This is a genomic window from Mycolicibacterium baixiangningiae, from assembly GCF_016313185.1.
GTDB lineage: Bacteria > Actinomycetota > Actinomycetes > Mycobacteriales > Mycobacteriaceae > Mycobacterium > Mycobacterium baixiangningiae.
Genome location: NZ_CP066218.1, coordinates 2098263 through 2117081 on the forward strand (window position 1 = coordinate 2098263; position 18819 = coordinate 2117081).

The 18819-nt window shown below is 67.8% G+C and carries 16 protein-coding genes, 1 tRNA gene and 1 pseudogene; 12 read left to right on the top strand and 6 right to left on the bottom strand.

The features are described from left to right. From I7X18_RS09890 to I7X18_RS09920, 7 genes are all read left to right on the top strand, one after another. Window positions 1-1998 (top strand): acetyl/propionyl/methylcrotonyl-CoA carboxylase subunit alpha, encoded by a 1998-nt coding sequence (locus I7X18_RS09890; RefSeq protein WP_193047097.1) that lies wholly within the window; start codon window positions 1-3, stop codon window positions 1996-1998. Beyond that, a complete protein-coding gene (locus I7X18_RS09895) occupies window positions 1995-3155 on the top strand; it encodes an acyl-CoA dehydrogenase family protein (protein WP_193047098.1) in 1161 nt (386 codons plus the stop codon). The genes I7X18_RS09890 and I7X18_RS09895 overlap by 4 nt, the downstream gene beginning before the upstream one ends. Beyond that, window positions 3152-3643 (top strand): MaoC family dehydratase, encoded by a 492-nt coding sequence (locus tag I7X18_RS09900; RefSeq protein WP_193047099.1) that lies wholly within the window; start codon window positions 3152-3154, stop codon window positions 3641-3643. Before I7X18_RS09895 ends, I7X18_RS09900 begins: the two co-directional genes overlap by 4 nt. Further along, the gene (locus I7X18_RS09905) at window positions 3643-4458 is read left to right on the top strand and encodes an HpcH/HpaI aldolase/citrate lyase family protein (protein WP_269751307.1); all 816 of its coding nucleotides are present in this window, start codon (window positions 3643-3645) and stop codon (window positions 4456-4458) included. Before I7X18_RS09900 ends, I7X18_RS09905 begins: the two co-directional genes overlap by 1 nt. A gap of 104 nt (window positions 4459-4562) precedes the next feature. Then, on the top strand, window positions 4563-5636 hold the full coding sequence (gene pdhA, locus I7X18_RS09910) for a pyruvate dehydrogenase (acetyl-transferring) E1 component subunit alpha (protein ID WP_193047100.1): 1074 nt from the start codon (window positions 4563-4565) through the stop codon (window positions 5634-5636). A gap of 1 nt (window position 5637) precedes the next feature. Further along, entirely contained in the window at window positions 5638-6690 is a 1053-nt protein-coding gene (locus I7X18_RS09915; protein WP_193047101.1) for an alpha-ketoacid dehydrogenase subunit beta, read from the top strand. Next, the gene (locus tag I7X18_RS09920; RefSeq protein WP_193047102.1) at window positions 6687-7832 is read left to right on the top strand and encodes a dihydrolipoamide acetyltransferase family protein; all 1146 of its coding nucleotides are present in this window, start codon (window positions 6687-6689) and stop codon (window positions 7830-7832) included. Before I7X18_RS09915 ends, I7X18_RS09920 begins: the two co-directional genes overlap by 4 nt. A 61-nt stretch (window positions 7833-7893) precedes the next feature. On the opposite strand, the gene I7X18_RS09925 is transcribed toward I7X18_RS09920, so the two are convergent. The 4 genes from I7X18_RS09925 to I7X18_RS09940 all read right to left on the bottom strand — a co-directional run bounded on the left by I7X18_RS09925 (window position 7894) and on the right by I7X18_RS09940 (window position 11090). Continuing rightward, on the bottom strand, window positions 7894-9246 hold the full coding sequence (locus tag I7X18_RS09925; RefSeq protein WP_193047103.1) for an HNH endonuclease signature motif containing protein: 1353 nt from the start codon (window positions 9244-9246) through the stop codon (window positions 7894-7896). A 129-nt stretch (window positions 9247-9375) separates the two neighbouring features. After that, window positions 9376-10077: a pyrimidine reductase family protein gene (locus I7X18_RS09930; RefSeq protein ID WP_319017991.1), complete on the bottom strand. Its 702-nt coding sequence runs from the start codon at window positions 10075-10077 to the stop codon at window positions 9376-9378. A 2-nt stretch (window positions 10078-10079) separates the two neighbouring features. Next, window positions 10080-10577: a flavin reductase family protein gene (locus I7X18_RS09935; RefSeq protein WP_193047104.1), complete on the bottom strand. Its 498-nt coding sequence runs from the start codon at window positions 10575-10577 to the stop codon at window positions 10080-10082. Window positions 10578-10652: 75 nt separating this feature from the next. Beyond that, complete coding sequence (locus tag I7X18_RS09940) at window positions 10653-11090, bottom strand: pyridoxamine 5'-phosphate oxidase family protein (RefSeq protein WP_193047105.1); 438 nt, start codon at window positions 11088-11090, stop codon at window positions 10653-10655. 240 nt (window positions 11091-11330) lie between these two features. Here I7X18_RS09940 and I7X18_RS09945 point away from each other — a divergent pair, with 240 nt between their 5' ends. Continuing rightward, window positions 11331-12212 carry a universal stress protein gene (locus I7X18_RS09945; RefSeq protein ID WP_404822830.1) on the top strand — a complete coding sequence of 294 codons (882 nt, stop codon included), beginning with the start codon at window positions 11331-11333 and terminating at the stop codon, window positions 12210-12212. A 152-nt stretch (window positions 12213-12364) separates the two neighbouring features. On the opposite strand, the pseudogene I7X18_RS09950 reads toward I7X18_RS09945, so the two are convergent. Further along, window positions 12365-12595 (bottom strand): annotated as a pseudogene (locus I7X18_RS09950) (integrase core domain-containing protein); the annotation flags it as partial. A gap of 37 nt (window positions 12596-12632) precedes the next feature. Then, window positions 12633-12708: transfer RNA gene (locus I7X18_RS09955), tRNA-Arg, on the bottom strand. Window positions 12709-12774: 66 nt separating this feature from the next. Here I7X18_RS09955 and I7X18_RS09960 point away from each other — a divergent pair. The 4 genes from I7X18_RS09960 (at window position 12775) to I7X18_RS09975 (ending at window position 18814) form a co-directional block, all read left to right on the top strand. Beyond that, window positions 12775-13203 carry a group I intron-associated PD-(D/E)XK endonuclease gene (locus I7X18_RS09960; RefSeq protein ID WP_193047107.1) on the top strand — a complete coding sequence of 143 codons (429 nt, stop codon included), beginning with the start codon at window positions 12775-12777 and terminating at the stop codon, window positions 13201-13203. Between the two features lie 90 nt (window positions 13204-13293). After that, window positions 13294-14775, top strand: coding sequence for a wax ester/triacylglycerol synthase family O-acyltransferase (locus I7X18_RS09965; protein ID WP_193047108.1), 1482 nt, complete (start codon window positions 13294-13296; stop codon window positions 14773-14775). Then, window positions 14772-16472: an HAD-IB family hydrolase/lysophospholipid acyltransferase family protein gene (locus I7X18_RS09970; RefSeq protein ID WP_193047109.1), complete on the top strand. Its 1701-nt coding sequence runs from the start codon at window positions 14772-14774 to the stop codon at window positions 16470-16472. The genes I7X18_RS09965 and I7X18_RS09970 overlap by 4 nt, the downstream gene beginning before the upstream one ends. After that, window positions 16469-18814 carry a glycerol-3-phosphate 1-O-acyltransferase gene (locus tag I7X18_RS09975; protein WP_193047110.1) on the top strand — a complete coding sequence of 782 codons (2346 nt, stop codon included), beginning with the start codon at window positions 16469-16471 and terminating at the stop codon, window positions 18812-18814. The genes I7X18_RS09970 and I7X18_RS09975 overlap by 4 nt, the downstream gene beginning before the upstream one ends. Window positions 18815-18819: the final 5 nt, after the last annotated feature.

An 18819-nucleotide genomic window follows, 5' to 3' on the forward strand; every position in this document is an offset into this window, starting at 1 on the left:
ATGACCTCGAATATCTTCGATACCGTTCTCGTTGCCAACCGCGGCGAGATCGCCGTCCGCGTCATCCGCACCCTGCGTGCCATGGGTATCCGATCGGTGGCGGTGTTCAGCGACGCCGACGCCGGGGCGCGCCACGTCACGGAAGCCGACGTCGCGGTCCGCATCGGACCTGCCGCGGCCCGGCAGAGCTATCTCGACATCGACGCGGTGGTGGCCGCCGCGCGCCGCACCGGTGCGCAGGCCGTCCACCCTGGGTACGGATTCCTTTCGGAGAACGCCGAATTCGCCGCTGCTCTGCAGGCGGCGGGCATCGTGTTCATCGGTCCACCGGTCCCGGCGATCCAGACCATGGGTGACAAGATCGCGGCCAAGGCCGCCGTGTCCGCGTTCGGAGTCCCCGTCGTGCCCGGCATCTCGCGGCCGGGCCTCACCGACGACGACCTCATCGCCGGCGCCCCGGATGTCGGCTTCCCGGTGCTGGTGAAACCGTCGGCAGGCGGCGGCGGCAAGGGGATGCGCGTGGTTCACAACGCCGCTGACCTCCCCGCCGCGCTGGTCTCGGCCCGCCGCGAGGCGGCCGCCGCGTTCGGTGACGAGACGCTGTTCCTGGAACGGTTCGTCCTCAACCCCCGCCACATCGAGGTCCAGGTTCTCGCCGACGGCAACGGCGACGTCGTGCATCTCGGCGAACGCGAGTGCAGCCTGCAGCGCCGCCACCAGAAGGTGATCGAGGAGGCGCCGTCTCCGCTGCTCGACGTGGCCACCCGCGCCAGGATCGGCACCGCGGCGTGCGACACCGCGCGTAGCGTGGATTACACCGGGGCAGGCACGGTCGAGTTCATCGTCTCCGCTGACCGCCCCGACGAGTTCTTCTTCATGGAGATGAACACCCGCCTGCAGGTCGAGCACCCGGTGACCGAGATGGTCACCGGCGTCGACCTCGTCGAGCAACAGGTTCGCATCGCGGCGGGGGAGAAGTTGCCGATCGCCCAGAGCGACGTCGTCATGCGTGGGCATGCCGTCGAGGCCCGCGTCTACGCCGAGGATCCGGGCCGCGGCTTCCTGCCGACCGGTGGCACCGTCCACGGGCTGTCCGAACCCACCGGGACCGGTGTCCGGGTCGATTCGGGACTGCGCCGCGGCGCGGTGGTCGGCAGCGACTACGACCCGATGCTGGCCAAGGTGATCGCCCACGGGGCCGACCGGCCCGCGGCGCTGCGCGCCCTCGACCGCGCGCTCGCACAGACCGTGGTCCTGGGCGTCGACACGAACATCGAGTTCTTGCGGTTCCTGCTCACCGACCCCGACGTCCTCGCCGGCCGGCTCGACACCGGTCTGCTCGACCGCCGCGCGCCCGACTACGCCTCCGCGCCGGTGAGCGACGAGGATCTGATCGCCGCGGCCGCGTACCTGTGGCTGCGGGCGTGGCCGTCGCCGGGCGGTGACCTGTGGGCGGTGCCGTCGGGGTGGCGTATCGGCGACCACGCGCCCACGACGCATCGTCTGCAGTCCGGTGAGCGCACGGAACACGTCCACCTGACCGGTACGCCGCAGGCGGCCACGGCGAGGATCGAGGACGGCGAGAATCGTTCTTTGACAGTCGCTCTCGTCGAGGACCGGCTCGTCGTCACCCTCGACGGCCTGCGTGCGGAGTACCTCGTCGCTGCCGATGGCGAGCAAATGTGGCTGGCCGGTGCCGGCCGGACGGTGGCGGTCGCCGAGGTGCGCGAGGCCCCGGTGCGCGAGGACGACGCCCACAGCGGTGACGCGGAACTGACCAGCCCGATGCCCGGATCGGTCGTGGCGGTCGGCATCGAAGCTGGGGCGACGGTGACGTCCGGCACCGTCGTGGTCACCGTGGAGGCGATGAAGATGGAACACGCCATGACCGCACCCGTCGACGGCGTGGTCGAACTGCTCGTCGCGGTCGGTGACCAGGTCAAGGTGGGCCAGCCGCTGGCACGGATTCTCGCTACCGACAAAGGAGACCAGTCATGACCGACTTCCTGTCGTCCGGCACGTTGCCGGACCACTATGAACAACTCGCCAAGACCGTCCGCGACTTCGCCCGCAGCGTCGTCGCCCCGGTGGCCGCCAAACACGATGCGGAACACTCGTTCCCGTACGAGGTGGTGCGCGGTATGGCCGATATGGGGTTGTTCGGCCTGCCGTTCCCCGAGGAGTACGGCGGTATGGGCGGCGACTACTTCGCGCTGTGCCTGGCGCTCGAGGAACTCGGCAAGGTCGACCAGAGCGTGGCGATCACGCTCGAGGCGGGGGTGTCCCTGGGCGCAATGCCGGTGTACCGGTTCGGCAACGACGCCCAGAAGCGGGAGTGGTTGCCGCAGTTGACCAGTGGGCAGGCGCTGGCGGCGTTCGGGTTGACCGAACCCGGCGGCGGCAGCGACGCCGGCGCCACCAAGACCACCGCCCGCCTCGACGACGGGCACTGGGTCATCAACGGCAGCAAGCAGTTCATCACGAACTCCGGCACCGACATCACCACACTGGTGACCGTCACCGCCGTGACGGGTGAATCCGAGGGTCGCAAGGAGATCTCGTCGATCCTCGTTCCGGTGCCGACCGAGGGATTCACCGCGGAACCGGCGTACAACAAGGTGGGCTGGAATGCCTCCGACACCCATCCGCTGTCCTTCGACGACGTCCGGGTGCCGCAGGAGAACATGCTCGGTGAACGGGGCCGCGGGTACGCCAACTTCCTGCGCATCCTCGACGAGGGCCGGATCGCCATCGCCGCGCTGTCGGTCGGCGCCGCGCAGGGGTGTGTGGACGAGAGCATCCAGTACGCCAAGGAGCGCGAAGCGTTCGGCCGCCCCATCGGCGCCAACCAGGCCATCGCGTTCAAGATCGCGCGCATGGAGGCGCGGGCCCACACGGCGCGCACCGCGTACTACGACGCCGCGGCGCTGATGCTGAGCGGTAAGGCGTTCAAGAAGGAGGCCGCCATCGCGAAACTGGTGGCCAGCGAGGCCGCGATGGACAACGCCCGCGATGCCACGCAGATCTTCGGCGGCTACGGGTTCATGAACGAGTTCACCGTCGCACGGCACTACCGCGACAGTAAGATCCTCGAAATCGGTGAGGGGACAACCGAAGTGCAGCTGATGCTGATCGCGCGGCAGGCCGGGCTGTGAGCGCTCCGAAACGTGTCGTCGTCCAGCGCGGGCTGTGGTTCGAGGAGTTCGAGACCGGCGTGCTCTACCAGCACCGGCCCGGACGCACCATCACCGAGGCCGACAACGTGCTGTTCACCACGCTGACCATGAACACCCAGGCGTTGCATCTGGATGCCGCGTTCTCCGACGCGCTGCCGCCGTTCAACCAGCGGCTGGTCAACTCGATGTTCACGCTGTCCACGCTGGTGGGTCTGTCGGTCGCCCAGCTCACCCAGGGCACGATCGTCGGCAACCTCGGGTTCGGCGAGGTCGCGTTCCCCAAACCGCTGTTCCACGGGGACACCCTGTACGCCGAGACCGAGGTGCTCGAGAAGCGGGAGTCGAAGAGCCGTCCGGGTGAGGGCATCGTGACGTTCTCCCACGTGGGCCGCAACCAGCACGGTGACGTCGTCGCCACCGCATCGCGAAAGACCATGGTCCGCAAGCAACCCGCCGAGGAGGCCTGATGCTGGCCAACGCCGGACCCGGGTGGCTGTTCTGCCCGGCAGACCGCCCCGAGCGCTTCGAAAAGGCCGCCGCCGCAGCCGATGTGGTGATCCTCGATCTCGAAGACGGGGTGGCCGCCAAGGACCGGGAGGCGGCCCGCAAGGCATTGATCGACACGCCGCTGGATCCGGCGCGGACGGTGGTGCGGGTCAACCCGGCCACCACTGCCGACCATCAACTCGACCTGCAGGCGCTCGCGCGGACGGACTACACCACCGTGATGCTGGCCAAGACCGAGGCCGCCGAGCAGGTGCGCGGACTTGCCCCGCTCGACGTCGTGTCGCTGATCGAGACGCCGCTGGGGGCGCTCACCGTGGTCGAGTCGAGCCGCGTGCAGAACTGCGTCGCGGTGATGTGGGGCGCCGAGGATCTGCTGGCGGTGCTCGGCGGGACGGCGAGCCGGTGGCCCGACGGCTCCTACCGCGACTTCGCCGTGCACGTGCGGTCCCAGGCGCTGCTGGGCGCCAAGGCCTACGGACGGATGGCGCTGGACTCGGTCTACCTCGACATCAAGGACCTCGACGGCCTGCGCGCCGAGTCCGACGACGCGGTCGCGGTCGGGTTCGACGCCAAGGTCGCGATCCACCCCACCCAGGTGGCCGTGATCCGCGACAGCTACCGCCCCACCGATGAACAGGTCGACTGGGCCCGCCGCGTGCTGGACACGGCGCGCGATCAACGGGGCGTCTTCCAGTTCGAGGGCATAATGGTGGATGCCCCAGTGCTGAGACGGGCAGAGCGCATCGTCGCACTAGCGCCACACCCCGGCAGCTAGCCGACAACCCCTACACCAGGGGACCTGCTCCGACCGCCACACACTGAGCACCTCACGTCGTCGGACGGCCAAACATGCCGTCGATGCGACCAACAGGAGGCGGTATGGCAGGCGTTGATCTAGACCTCGTGCAGCTGGTGGGTGCCGACGGCACGCCGACCGCACAGTTCCGTGACAGCCGCGACCTGCCTCCTCCGGAAACCCTCAGCTGGCTCTACGAGACGATGCTCGTCACCCGCGACCTCGACACGGAGTTCGTGCATCTGCAGCGCCAGGGTGAACTCGCCCTCTACGCCTCGTGCCACGGCCAGGAGGCCGCCCAGGTCGGCGCCACCGCATGCCTGCGCAAGACCGACTGGCTGTTTCCGCAGTATCGGGAGATCGGCGCGTTCCTGCTGCGCGGGATTGCCCCGGCGCAGATGGCCGCGGTGTGGCGGGGTAAGTGGCACGGCGGCCTGGAATTCACCGCGAAGTGCTGCGCACCGATCTCCATCCCGATCGGCACCCAGGGGCTGCACGCGGTCGGCGCCGCGATGGCCGCCCAACGCCTCGGCGAGGACTCGGTGACCGTGGTGTTCCTCGGGGACGGGGCCACCAGCGAAGGCGACGTGCACGAGGCGATGAACCTCGCCGCGGTCTACCAGGTGCCGTGCGTGTTCTTCGTGCAGAACAACCAGTGGGCCATCTCGGTGCCGGTCGAGCGTCAGGTGGCAGGACCGTCGATCGCTCATCGAGCCGACGGCTACGGCATGCCGGGTGTGCGTGTCGACGGCAACGACGTGCTGGCCTGTTTCGCCGTGATGTCCGAGGCGGCCGCGCGGGCGCGGGGTGGCGGTGGGCCGACGCTCATCGAGGCGGTGACCTACCGGCTCGGGCCGCACACCACCTCCGACGACCCCAGCCGGTACCGCGACCAGGACGAGGTGGACCGGTGGCGCGCGCTGGACCCGCTCCCGCGATATCGCGCCTACCTGCAGGGCATCGGGGTATGGAGCGAACGCCTGGAGGAGCGGGTGGTCGCCAGGTCGAAACGGCTTCGCACAGAGCTGCGGGACGCGGTGGTGGGTGCGCCGGACTTCGATGTCGCCGACGTGTTCGACATGGTCTACCACGACATCACCCCGGATCTGGCCGAGCAGCGCGACCGGTTGCTCGCCGAACTGGCGAGGGAGGCGTGAGATGACGCAGCTGATCGAGCGGCCCGCCGGCGCCGGCGGCGATGACCAGCCGTTCTTTGCCGCCGTCCCCGCCGTCACCGAGCTGACGATGGTGCAGGCCATCAACCGCGCGCTCCACGACGCAATGGCCGCCGACGAGCGGGTGCTGGTGTTCGGTGAGGACGTCGCGACCCTGGGCGGGGTGTTCCGGGTGACCGAGGGGTTGGCCGGGACTTTCGGTGAGCAGCGGTGTTTCGACACGCCGCTCGCGGAGTCGGCGATCGTCGGCATCGCGATCGGGATGGCGATCCGCGGTTTCGTCCCGGTCCCGGAGATCCAATTCGACGGGTTCGCGGCGCCGGCGTTCGACCAGGTGGTCAGCCATCTCGCGAAGTACCGCATGCGGACCCGAGGCGACCTGGACATGGCGGTGACCGTGCGCATCCCGTCGTTCGGCGGAATCGGTGCGGTGGAACACCATTCGGAGTCGACGGAGTCCTATTGGCTGCACACTGCCGGTCTCAAGGTCGTGACGCCGTCGAGTCCGTCGGACGCGTACTGGTTGCTGCGGCATGCGATCGCGAGCCGTGACCCGGTGATCTACCTGGAACCCAAGCGCCGGTACTGGGCGCGCGAACCGGTGGACACCGCGCGGCCGGGTCTGCCGATCGGCCGGGCGGCGGTACGCCGGGAGGGCGCCGACGCCACGGTGCTCACCTACGGGCCGCTGGTGGCGACGGCGCTGGCGGCCGCCGAACATGCTGCCGCAGAGTCGGGCTGGTCGCTGGAGGTCGTCGACCTGCGCTCGCTCAACCCGCTCGACTTCGAGACGGTGGCCACCTCGGTGCGCAAGACGGGGCGTGCGGTGGTGATGCACGAGGGTCCACGGACGTTGGGTTTCGGGGCCGAACTGGCCGCGCGGATCTCCGAGGAGTTGTTCTACGACCTGGAGGCACCGGTGCTGCGCGCCACCGGATTCGACACCCCGTATCCGCCGGCGCGGCTGGAGAAGCTCTGGCTGCCGGGTGTGGACCGATTGCTGGACTGCGTGCAGCGGACGTTGGAGATGCCATGAGCGTGCAGGATTTCCTGGTACCGGACCTGGGTGAGGGTCTGCAGGACGCGACGATCACCTCATGGGCGGTCGATGTCGGCGACGAGGTTGAACTGAACCAGACGCTGTGCACGGTCGAGACGAACAAGGCGGAGGTGGAAATCCCGAGCCCGTATGCGGGCCGGATCGTCGAGCGTGGGGGAGAAGAGGGGCAGACGCTCGATGTGGGCTCTCTCCTGGTACGGATCTCCAGCTCCCAAGCTGTTGGCACGCAGCGTAAACCGGTGCTGGTCGGGTACGGCGCCGATGATGCGATGGATTCGAGTCGGCGATCTGCAGGGCGGCCGCGAGCCAAGCCGCCGGTGCGCAAAATGGCGGCTGAGTTGAACGTCGATCTGGCCGCGGTGAGCGGTTCGGGTCCGGACGGGGTGATCACCCGCGAGGACGTGCAGCGGGTGGCGGGCCCAGCGAACGTGGACACCACGGCGGTACGCGGGGTCCAGGCCGAGATGGCACGACGAATGGCGTTGTCGCGCCGCGAGATTCCGGATGCGCATGCGAGTGTCACGGTAGACGGCAGCGCGCTTCTGCGGCTGCGGGACCGGCTGCGCGACACGGATGTTCCGATCACGCCGTTCGTGCTGGCACTACGGCTTCTGACGGTGGTGTTGAGGCACCATCCCGCGCTCAACGCGACATGGATCGAGACGGCGGATGGGCCGCAAGTGCACCGGCACAGTGCAATTCATCTGGGCGTCGGGGTGGCTGCCCCGCGTGGGCTGTTGGTACCGGTGATCGCCAACGCGCAGGACAAGACGACCCGCGAGCTGGCGGCCGCGGTGGCGCGACTGGTGGAAGAGGCGCGTGCGGGACGGGTGCGGCCCGCCGAGCTGTCGGGGTCGACGTTCACCGTGTCGAACTTCGGTGCTCTCGGGTTGGACGAAGGCGTGCCGGTGATCAACTATCCAGAGGCCGCGATTCTCGGGATGGGGTCGCTGAAGCCCAGGGCGGTAGTGGTCGACGGGGAGGTGGTCGCCCGCCCGACGATGACGCTGACCTGCGCCTTCGATCACCGGATCGCTGACGGGGCCACCGTGGCGGCGTTCCTGGGTGAGCTTCGGGAACTCGTCGAGACGCCTGAAGTAGCGCTGCTCGACCTGTGACGGCACGGGCGAGCGCAGGGCGACGAAATCGTCGACCTGTATCCGCACGGCGCCAGACCAGCTATTCGGGCTCGTCATTCTCGCCGTCCGGGTCTTTGTGGTCGGTGAGGTAGCGGTGGGGGTGGAAGTAGTTGTTGACTCGGGGTTGGCCGGTGTCGAGGTGTTTGGGGGGGATCCAGTGGGTGCGGCCGTTGCCGGGGCGCACGGTGGTGTATCCGGTTTTCTCGACCATGAGGTTGCCGGGTTGGCAGGCCAGGGTGAGGTCGGGGATGTCGGTGCGCCCGCCTTTGGCGTGGTCGTGGGTGTGGTGGGCTTCGGTCCAGTAGAACGGCACGGTGCAGTGGGGGTGGGTGCAGCCGCGATCCCGTGCGAACAGGGCCAATCTCTGGGCGGTGGTGGCGTTGCGGCGGGCGCGGCCGAGGTAGAGGATTTCTTCGGTGTGGTCGTCGAACACCGCCAGGTAGTGCCGTGATGTCGCGGCCATCCGGATCAGATCCCGGATGGGGAGTTTGTTGCCGCTGCCGGTGTCGGCCCACCCCGCGGCACGTTCGAGTTCGTTGACGGTGGTGGTGGCGACGATGGTGGCGGGTACCCCGGCGATCTGTCCGAGGGTCCCGGATTCCACGGTGTCACGCAGGACCCGTTTCAGCGCGTCGTGGTGGCGTTGTTCGGGGGTGCGGTCATCGCGTCCGGTGTGGGTGTCGTCGTGGGGCAGGTTGACCCCGGGGGCGGCGTGTTTGGCGGCGGCCACATCCCATAGGGCGCGGGTTTCGGCGTCGATGTAGCCCTCGACGCGGCTCATCCCATCGGATTGTTGGGGTCCGACTTTGAATTCGCGGCGACGTCGTTGAGTTGCGTAGTCGGGTTCGGTGCCGTCCTGGTCGATGAAGTCCAGCAGGGCTTTGGCGGCCTTCTTGAGCTGGTCGGGTCGCAACTCCTTCGCGTGGCCGACCAGGGTGTGTTCGTAGTCGTCGCGGCGGGCGAAGGACACCCAGACGGGGAGTTTCTTGACGAACTCCTGGATGACGCGCACATGGGCGTGCCCGATCTCCCCGCGGGCCACCGCAGCGGCCGTGCACGCGAGTTCGGTGCCCACGCGTTCCCCGGTCAGGGTGTAGCGCGGTCCGAGTTGGCGGGCGTCGGTGAGGCGTTCACCGGCGTCTTTCTCCGAGATCCGTAACCGGTCGGCGAGCAGTTTCTTCATCGACGTCGCACCCAGGTCGTGGGGGTTGGCTTCCTCGACCAGCCGCGCGGTCAACCGGTGTTCCACGCTGGGCACCGCCCACACGGCCTGCTTGATCCGATCCAACTCCGCCACCATCTGGGGGCAGGTCAGGTCAGCGATGGAGGCGACCTGCAGATCGCCGACGGCCGCCATGAGGCGATCGACCGTGGTGCTGAACTCCCCATCCATACATCGAACACTAGTTCGAACATCCGACAACAATAGCTGAGTTGTGACCACTGTGACCAAAGAGGCACAGGTTGTTCAACAGCCTGCCGGGAGGATGCGCAAAACTGCTGCGTCAGTGGACCGGCATCGTCATCGACGACGCGAGTATTTGAGATACAGGTAGTCGGCGTGGGTGAGCGCGTGGTCGAGGCGCATCGTCCGCGGTGATGTCAGCGCACCGCTTCCGCGGCCGATGTCCTGGACACCGGCGAGCGTCGGCGACAGCGTCACGCAGATCTCGTCCACCACATCAGCGGCGACGAGTTCGTCCAGCAGCGTCGGGCCGCCTTCGCACAGGACACGTGGACACCCGCGCTCCCGGAACTGAGCCACCACATCGGACACGTCGACGGTGTGCTCGCCGGCGATGAGGACGTCGCGCCGCTCATCGGCCGTCAGCCGGTGTTCGTCGGCCGCGCGCTGCGTGGTCACCAAGATCGGCCGCTGCGTGGGATCGGCGAACAGCGAATCGGGCAGGACGCCGGACAGGCTGACGACGGCGATCGGCGGGATCGGTCGGCCGGACGACCAGCTGCGCGACTTCGCGTTCGCCCGCACGGGACCGTAGTGCTCGGCGCGCACGGTTCCGGCCCCGACCAACACCACGTCGGCGAAGCCCCGGAGTTCGCGGAGTAACGCCTGATCGAGCGGATCGGACAATGGGCCGGCCCGTCCGGCGAAAGCGGCGGCGCCGTCAGCGCTGAAGATCATGTTGGCCCGCACGCCAGCGGGAGATGTGCGGTAGTACTCGAGCAACTCGTCGAGGTCGGCGACGGCTGCGAGGTGCACCACGGCTATGCCTCGTGTCCAGGGGTGAGGTCGCGGACGTCGGCGAAGGTGGTCCAGTCCGTGAAATCGTCGGGTGCCTGACCCGCGATCGGCTCGAGGAGGTGACCGACGTGATCGCCGACTTCGAAGCGGCGGTCGATTCGCCCGACGAACCAGGCCCCGGCGTCGTCGAGAATGGGCATGCCTTCGGGCCCGCTGTGCCACTTGCAGCGGTCGAATTTGTTGATCTCGTCGCCGGTTTCACTGCCGAAGAGGCGTGCCAGGTCGATGTGCTCACGCGAGACGACGTGGACGGCCAGGTGCGTCGCGTCCCGGGCCACCCGAAAGGTGAGGTTGCGCTTGGACAGCCCGATCAGGAAGCGCGGCGGGTTGATGCTCGTCTGGCTGGCGAAGCCGACCAGACATCCCGACATGGCGTCGCCGGCGCGGGTGGTGACCACGAACATGGGGTAATCCAGCAGCCCCACGAGCGCCTCGAACGATTCCGCTCCCGATTCCGGCATTGTCACAGTGTCCCTGGCGCGAGGTCGTGACGCAGACCCACCCAGGCCGAAACCGGCAGAACGCCGCAGTGTGCGCTATTCGTCCACGCCTTGGTAGTGCGGAAGTCCCGCCTCACGGAAGCGGCGCCCGGTCATCTTCTGCGCCTCGATGCGGATGAAGTGGTCGCGCCGACCGTCCACCCACGGCTGCAGGAAGGTTCCGGACACCTCGACCAGTTCGTCGACGTCGGTGATGGGATGTGCCGTTCCGACGATGGTCACACTCCACCCCGTGCGCAGATCCGCGTCGAGCTCGTCGGCCTCGAACGCTACGACGGAATTCTCGTTGGCGGCCGCGAGCTTTGCGCCACCGGCCACCCGGATGATGACGTCGTCGCGCTTCATCCGGAAGTTGACCGGCTGTACGGCGGGCAGACCCTCCTCGGTGAACACCAGGCGGCCCACCCGTACTCCCTGCAGAAGGTCAAGACACTGCCTGCGATTGAGGACGTCGAGTTCGTGTCCCTTGGGCATGGTGATCGATCTCCCTGTGCGAGTGGAGCGGCATTCGGTTGGCGTGACTGCGTGCGCCAGTGTCCGCCCCGCGGTGCCGTCGCGGAAGGGGCAGTGGTGTCTTCGTCGCCGGATTCCACAGAATTTCCAGGAGTCCAAAGTCCCTACGCCGTTCCTGGTCGCCAGCCCATACTAAAGACATCCAAGGCGTCAACGGTGACGACTCGAAGGGTGCTCCGAGGAGGCCCGGAAAGGACAATGATGTCCACTGCGCTCTCACCCGGCATCGTCGTGGCGGTCGACGGGTCCCCGGATTCTTCTGCCGCCCTGCGCTGGTCGGCGCACGAGGCGGCATTGCACCGGCTCCCCCTTCTCCTCGTGCATGTGCTGTCCGCGGACGTGACGGTTGCCTGGGCGACCGCTGTTCCGGCTGTACCGCTGCCGACCGAGTACTTCGAGGGCCAGGAAGAACAGGCGCGCGCCGTGCTCGCCGACGCCGAAGCGCTCGCGAAGGATGCCGGCGCCACGGAGGTCACGACGAAGGTGATCCAGGCCGCGCCGGTTCCCGCTCTCGTCGACGCCTCCCGGGAGGCAGACATGGTCGTGGTCGGAAGTCGTGGACACAGTGCGGTGAAGCGGCTGCTGCTCGGATCGGTGAGCACCGGGCTGCTGCACCATGCACGATGCCCCATCGCCGTGGTGAGCGCGGACGCGGACCTGGACCGGCCCGACGCTCCCGTCGTGGTGGGCGTGGACGGTTCGAGGGCTTCGGAACCGGCGGTGGGGATCGCCTTCGAAGAGGCGTCGATGAGGGGCGTCGAACTGGTCGCACTGCACAGTTGGAGTGACCGCAGTGAAACGCTGCATCCCTACGTCGAGTGGGAGGGCGTACGGGCCCAGGCCGAAGAGACGCTCGCGATCAGCCTGGCCGGGTTCGGTGAGCGCTATCCGGATGTGACGGTGCATCGGGAGGTGGTGTTCGACCGCCCGGCCGAACATCTGCTCGAGCGCTCGGAGTCGGCCCAACTTCTCGTCGTCGGCAGCCACGGCCGCGGCGGATTCGCCGGCATGCTCCTTGGATCGGTGAGCACGGCCGTGGTTCAGGCCGCGCGCACGCCGGTGATCGTGGCGCGGCGCCGGTGACCCTTCGCGCGACTCCACAAGATCCAGATCGAGGTGGCGCCCCTGTTGAGCTTCGGCTGATCTTGACGGGTTGACTTCGGTTGATCCTTGACACTCGGTGTTGGTGGTTATGGCGGGTGCGCAGGGCCCGTTTGTTTCTTACCTCGCCGGTGCTGGTCCGGGGCGGCGGTGTTGACCAGAACATCGCTGTAGAACAGCACCCACTCGTCGAAAGCCTGCTGGGCCACCTCGATACTGCTGAAAGAACGGCAATCGCACAGGAACCCAGTGCACACACTGCGGTGGAAGCGCTCGATCTTCCCGGTCGTGGTCGGTGATCGGGGCTGGGTCAGGATGTGGTCGATGCCGTGCTGGCGGCAGATGGCATCAAAGAGCACCTCGACGAAATGTCAGCCATCAGCCGACGTAATACAACCCAGGTGGCGCCCCCGGCAGGGATCGAACCTGCGACCAACCGCTTAGAAGGCGGCTGCTCTATCCGCTGAGCTACGGGGGCAGCGGAGCCACCTTAGCTCAACAGCTGCTGACCGAGTGATGGGCCGTCCCTTAGTCTGGGTAAGTCATGACGCACCATACGAAGGACAAGGGCGATCTGGGTGTCGCCAAGGTTCATGCCGACTTGGTGAGTAAAGGGTTCACGGTGTTGTTTCCAGCGACGGAACACGCTCCCTTCGATCTTGTGGCGTATGCCGGGGGCGAGTTCCACCGGCTGCAAGTCAAATACCGGTCCGCCAGGGCGGGTGCCATCAAAATCCAGTTCCGATCGATGTGGGCCGACCGCAACGGGACGCATTCGACGCCGACGGACAAGGCGGCGATCGACACGGTCTGCATCTACTGTCCGGAGACGGACGAGTGCTACTACGTCCGTCCGGCTGCACATGGCACGTCGGTCACGCTGCGTATCACTCCCAGCAGGAACGGTCAGCAATCGGGAGTGCTGGATGCCGCCGCATTCCGCGAGATGCCGCCTGCAGTGGTCAGTGGCTGACACCCCACCCGACCGATTCAAACGCCGTCCCCGTGGGGCAGCCGCGGACTAGCGTGGTGTCAGCAGTCACAGTCGACGGGAGGGGACCGCGTGGCAACGAGCGACGTGCCGGAACTGGATGCCGCGGGGTTGCCGGAGGAGCTCAGCCCGTTCGACCAGATCCTGCACCGCGGGGAGGCCAATCCGCGCACGCGTTCGGGGATCCTGACTCTGGAGATCCTCGACACCACGCCGGACTGGGACATGTTCCGCACCCGCTTCGAACACGCCTCCCGCAAGGTGCTGCGGCTCCGGCAGAAGGTCGTGACACCAACCCTGCCGACGGCGGCGCCCCGGTGGGTCGTCGACCCCGACTTCAATCTCGACTTCCACGTCCGCCGGGTCCGCATCCCGGAACCCGGCACCATGCGGCAGTTGATCGACCAGGCCGAAATCGCCCTGCAGTCACCGTTGGACATCTCGCGCCCGCTCTGGACGGCCACCCTCGTCGAAGGTCTGCAGGGCCGTCGCGCCGCGACGATGCTGCACTTCAGCCACGCGGTGACCGACGGCGTCGGCGGTGTGGAGATGTTCGCCAGCGTCTACGACCTGGAACGCGACCCACCGCCGGGCGAGGTGCCGCCAGTGCCGATCCCGCAGGACCTCTCGCCGAATGACCTGATGCGACAAGGGCTCAACCGGCTGCCCTTCTCCATCTTCGGCGGCGTCCGTGGCGCGCTGGGCGGCGCGGCCAACGCGGTGGGCAAGGTGGTCCGCGACCCCATCTCGTCGGTTGGCGGGGTGGTCGACTACGCCCGTTCCGGTGTGCGCGTGGTGGGCTCGGCCGCCGAACCGTCACCGTTGTTGCGCCGGCGCAGCCTGTCCACCCGCAGCGAAGCGATCGACATGTCGCTCGGCGACCTGCACAAAGCCGCCAAGGCAGCCGGCGGATCCATCAACGACGCCTATCTGGCGGCTGTGTGCGGGGCGCTGCGGTTCTATCACGACGCGTTCGGCGTCCCCGTCGCGACGCTGCCGATGGCCGTACCCGTCAGCCTGCGCTCGGAGGCCGACCCTGCGGGCGGTAACCGGTTTGTCGGGGTGAACCTGGCCGCCCCGATCGGTGTCGCCGACCCGCGTGAACGCATCATCAAGGTGCGCGAGCAGATGACGCGGAAGCGGGAGGAGCGCGCGCTAGACATGGTCGGCGCCGTTGCCCCCGTCGCGAGCCTGCTGCCCGACACGGTGCTGGAGGCCATGGCCGGCTCCGTGGTCAACTCCGACGTCCAGGCCAGCAACGTGCCGGTGTACGCGGGCGATACCTACCTCGCCGGTGCGAAGATCCTGCGGCAGTACGGAATCGGACCGCTGCCCGGCGTCGCCATGATGGTGGTCCTGGTGTCCCGCTCCGGCTGCTGCACAGTCACCGCCCGCTACGACCGCGCGTCGATCAGGGACCAGGAGCTGTTCGCCGGATGCCTGCTCGCGGGATTCGACGAGGTGCTCGCCGTCGGCGGTCCCGGCCGGGCGAACCCGGCGTCGGTCACCGAGCAGTCCGAAGCGTCGTCACCGAACCGGATTGCGCCACAATGAGTTCGGACGACGGTCAGCGGGGCGGGGTTCGTGCCATGCGCCTCCCGGGGTCGGTCGCGGAGATCCTCGCCTCACCGGAGGGACCCCAGGTCGGCGCGTTCTTCGACCTCGACGGCACGCTGGTGGCCGGCTTCACCGGGGTCATCATGACGCGGGACCGGTTGCGCCGCAGGCAGATGAGCGTGGGCGAGTTCATCGGCATGGTCCAGGCCGGGCTCAACCACCAACTGGGGCGGTCGGAGTTCGAGGACCTTATCGGCAAGGGTGCGCGCATGCTGCGCGGCAGCTCGCTCAGCGACGTCGACGAACTCGCCGAGCGTCTGTTCCTGCAGCACATTCGCGATCGCATCTATCCGGAGATGCGCGAACTGGTGCACGCCCACATGGCCCGGGGCCACACCGTCGTGCTCAGTTCGTCGGCGTTGACGGTGCAGGTCGAGCCCGTCGCGCGCTTCCTCGGCATCCAGAACATGCTGAGCAACAAGTTCGAGACCGACGACGACGGGTGCATCAGCGGTGAGGTGGTCCGGCCCATCCTGTGGGGACCGGGCAAAGCCCGCGCGGTACAGGCATTCGCGACCCGCAACGGCGTCGACCTGTCTGAGAGTTACTTCTACGCCGACGGCGACGAGGACGTGGCGTTGATGTACCTCGTCGGCAATCCGCGTCCGACCAATCCGGCGGGCAAGCTCGCCGCCGTCGCCGCCAAACGTGGCTGGCCCGTTCTGAGGTTCACCAGCCGCAGTGGGAGTAGCCCGTTCTCGCAGCTGCGGACGGTGGCCGCCATCGGGTCGGTGCTCCCGGTCGCCGCCAGCGCCGTCGGCGTGGGCCTGCTCACGCAGAACCGGCGCGCCGGGGTGAACTTCTTCACCTCGAACTGGACCAGGCTGCTGCTGGCCACTGCCGGCATCAGCCTCAACGTGCTCGGACGCGAGAACCTCACCGCGCAGCGGCCTGCGGTGTTCGTCTTCAACCACCGCAATCAGGTCGACCCGTTGATCGTCGGCCGGCTGATAGAGAAGGATTTCACCTCCGTCGGCAAGAAGGAACTCGAGAATGATCCGCTGATCGGCACCATCGGCAAGGTGATGGACGCCGCGTTCATCGACCGAGACGATCCCGAGGCCGCGGTCGAAGGTCTGCGCAAGGTCGAAGAGCTTGCGCGCAAGGGTATTTCGATTCTGATCGCACCGGAGGGCACCCGGCTGGACACCAACGAGGTCGGAGAGTTCAAGAAGGGGCCGTTCCGCATCGCCATGTCGGTGGGGATCCCGGTCGTGCCCATCGTGATCCGCAACGCGGAGGTCGTCGCCGCGCGGGATTCGAGCACCTTCAACCCGGGCACCGTCGACATCGCCGTCTATCCGCCCATCCCCACCGACGACTGGACGCTGGAAGACCTACCGGACCGCATCGCCGAGGTCCGCCAGATCTACCTCGACACCCTCAAGGCGTGGCCGCAGGACAAACTGCCCATCCCGGCGCTGTACAAGCGGTCACCGGGTGAGACGGTCGAGCCCCGCAAGGTAGCGGAGACGGCGCCCGCCAAGACCGCGAAGAAAGTGCCCGCCAAGAAAGCGGCCAAGAAAGCGGCCAAGAAGGTCGCGAAAAAGGCTGAGCCACAACAGAAGGCTGAACCGAAACAGAAGGCCGCGCCCAACGGTAGGTCGCGGCCCGGGGTGAAGGGCCGGCAGTGAAGCCCCCCGACGATTACTACGCCAGCTTCACCACCACCGACGATGCGCTGGTGCTCGCCGCCGCGTCCTCACCGGCCGAGGTCGAACGCCTCGACGAGTGGCTGGCCGCCCAGCGCCGCGACAGCCCCGACGTCAACGTCGAGGTCCTGCAACTACCCGTCGACGGTGAGCCGTCGCCGAGCGTGCTCGCTCGACTGGTCGAGGAACTCCAGGCCGACGAGGACCGCACCGTCGTACCCGTGCGCGTGTTCTGGGTGCCCGCCGGTCTGCCCACCAGGTCGAAGGTCGTGGCGCTCATCTCGGGCCGGGACACCTACCGTCCGCCGCAGGTGCTCCAGCGCCGCATCCTCAAGAGCGACCGGACCCGTGCCCGCGTCATCGCCGGTGAACCCGCGAAGGTCTCCGAGTTGCGGCAGCAGTGGCACGATCACACCGTGGCGGAAAACCCCCGCGACTTCGCCCATTTCGTCATCCGCCGTGCCGTACTGGCGATCGAGCGGGTCGAGTACCGGCTGCTGGGCCCGGAGTACAAGTCGCCCCGGCTGGTGAAGCCGGAGATATTGTCCTCGAACAGGTTTCGCGCCGGGTTGGAGATGATCCCCGGTGCGACGGTCGACGAGGCCGGCAAGATGCTCGACGAGCTCGCGACCGGGTGGAGCCGGGTGTCGGTCGACCTCATCCCCAACCTCAGCCGGTTGATCACCGGGCGGGGATTCGACCCCCACTTCGACTACGACCAGTCCGAGATCGCGAGGCTGCGAGACGATCTCGAGAATCACCCGGCGGTGCTGCTGTTCTCGCACCGGTCCTACCTCGACGGCGCGGTGGTCCCGGCGGCGATGCAGGAGAACCGCTTGCCACCGGTGCACATGTTCGCCGGTATCAACCTGTCGTTCGGGTTCATGGGCCCGCTGCTGCGGCGGTCGGGCGTCATCTTCATCCGCCGCAACGTAGCCGGGGACCCGCTCTACAAGTACGTGCTGAAGGAGTACGTCGGCTACGTCGTCGAGAAGCGGTTCAACCTCAGCTGGTCCATCGAGGGCACCCGCTCGCGCACCGGCAAGATGCTGCCGCCCAAACTCGGTCTGCTGGCCTACGTCGCGGACGCTTATCTCGCCGGACGCAGCGACGACATCCTGCTGCAACCGGTGTCGATCAGCTTCGACCAGTTGCACGAGATCGCCGAATACGCCGACTATGCCCGCGGCGGCGAGAAGACGCCCGAGGGGCTGAGCTGGCTCTACAACTACATCAAGGCCCAGGGCGAACGCAGCTACGGCAAGATCTACGTCCGCTTCCCCGAGGCCGTCTCCATGCGGCAGTACCTCGGCGAACCCGGCGGGCCCTGCGCCACCGACGAGGCCGCCAAACGGTTGGCGATGCAGAAGATGGCCTTCGAGGTGGCCTGGCGCATCCTGCAGGTGACGCCGATCAACGCGACCGCGCTGGTGTCCGGCCTGCTGCTGACCACCCGCGGCGTGGCGCTCACCCTCGACCAACTGCACCACACCCTGCAGGACGGGCTCGACTACCTGGTGCGCAGACAGATGCCGCTCACCAACAGCGCGCTGCGGCTGCGCACCCCCGACGGCGTCCAGTCCGCGGTCGACGCGTTGTCCAATGGTCACCCCGTGACGAAAGTGGACAGTGGACGTGAGCCGGTCTGGTACATCGCCGCCGAGGACGAACACGACGCCGCGTTCTACCGGAACACGCTCATCCACGCGTTCTTGGAGACGTCGATCGTGGAGCTGGCGCTGGCGTATGCCGCGCGAGCGGACGGCGACCCGCTGGAGGCATTCTGGGCGCAGGCGGCTCGGCTGCGGGACCTGCTGAAGTTCGACTTCTATTTCGCCGACTCGGCGGCTTTCCGCGAGCACGTCGCCGAGGAGATGTCCTGGCACGAGGATTGGGAGTCGCACGTCGCGGCCGGCGGCCAGCAGATCGACGCGCTGCTGCGCGCGAAACGGCCCCTGATGGCAAGCGCGATGTTGCGGCCGTTCTTCGAGGCCTACGAGATCCTGGCCAGCGCTCTGCGTGACGCACCCGCGGAGATCGACGAGAAGGAGCTGACGAAGCGGGCCATGGGGCTGGGCCGCCAGTACGTGGCGCAGGACCGGGTGCGCAGCAACGAAGCGGTGTCGGCGCTGCTGTTCGTCACCGCTCGACAGGTCGCCGCGGATCAGCAGCTCCTCGAGCCGGGCGCCGACCTCGAGGCGCGGCGCAGGGCGTTCTGCGGGGAGATGTGTGGCGTCGTGGCCGACATGGACAAGGTCGACCAGTACGCGCGTGAGCAGTTCGTGGCGCGCGAAGCCGAACGCCGGAGCGCGAAGGCCGGGTGAACCGC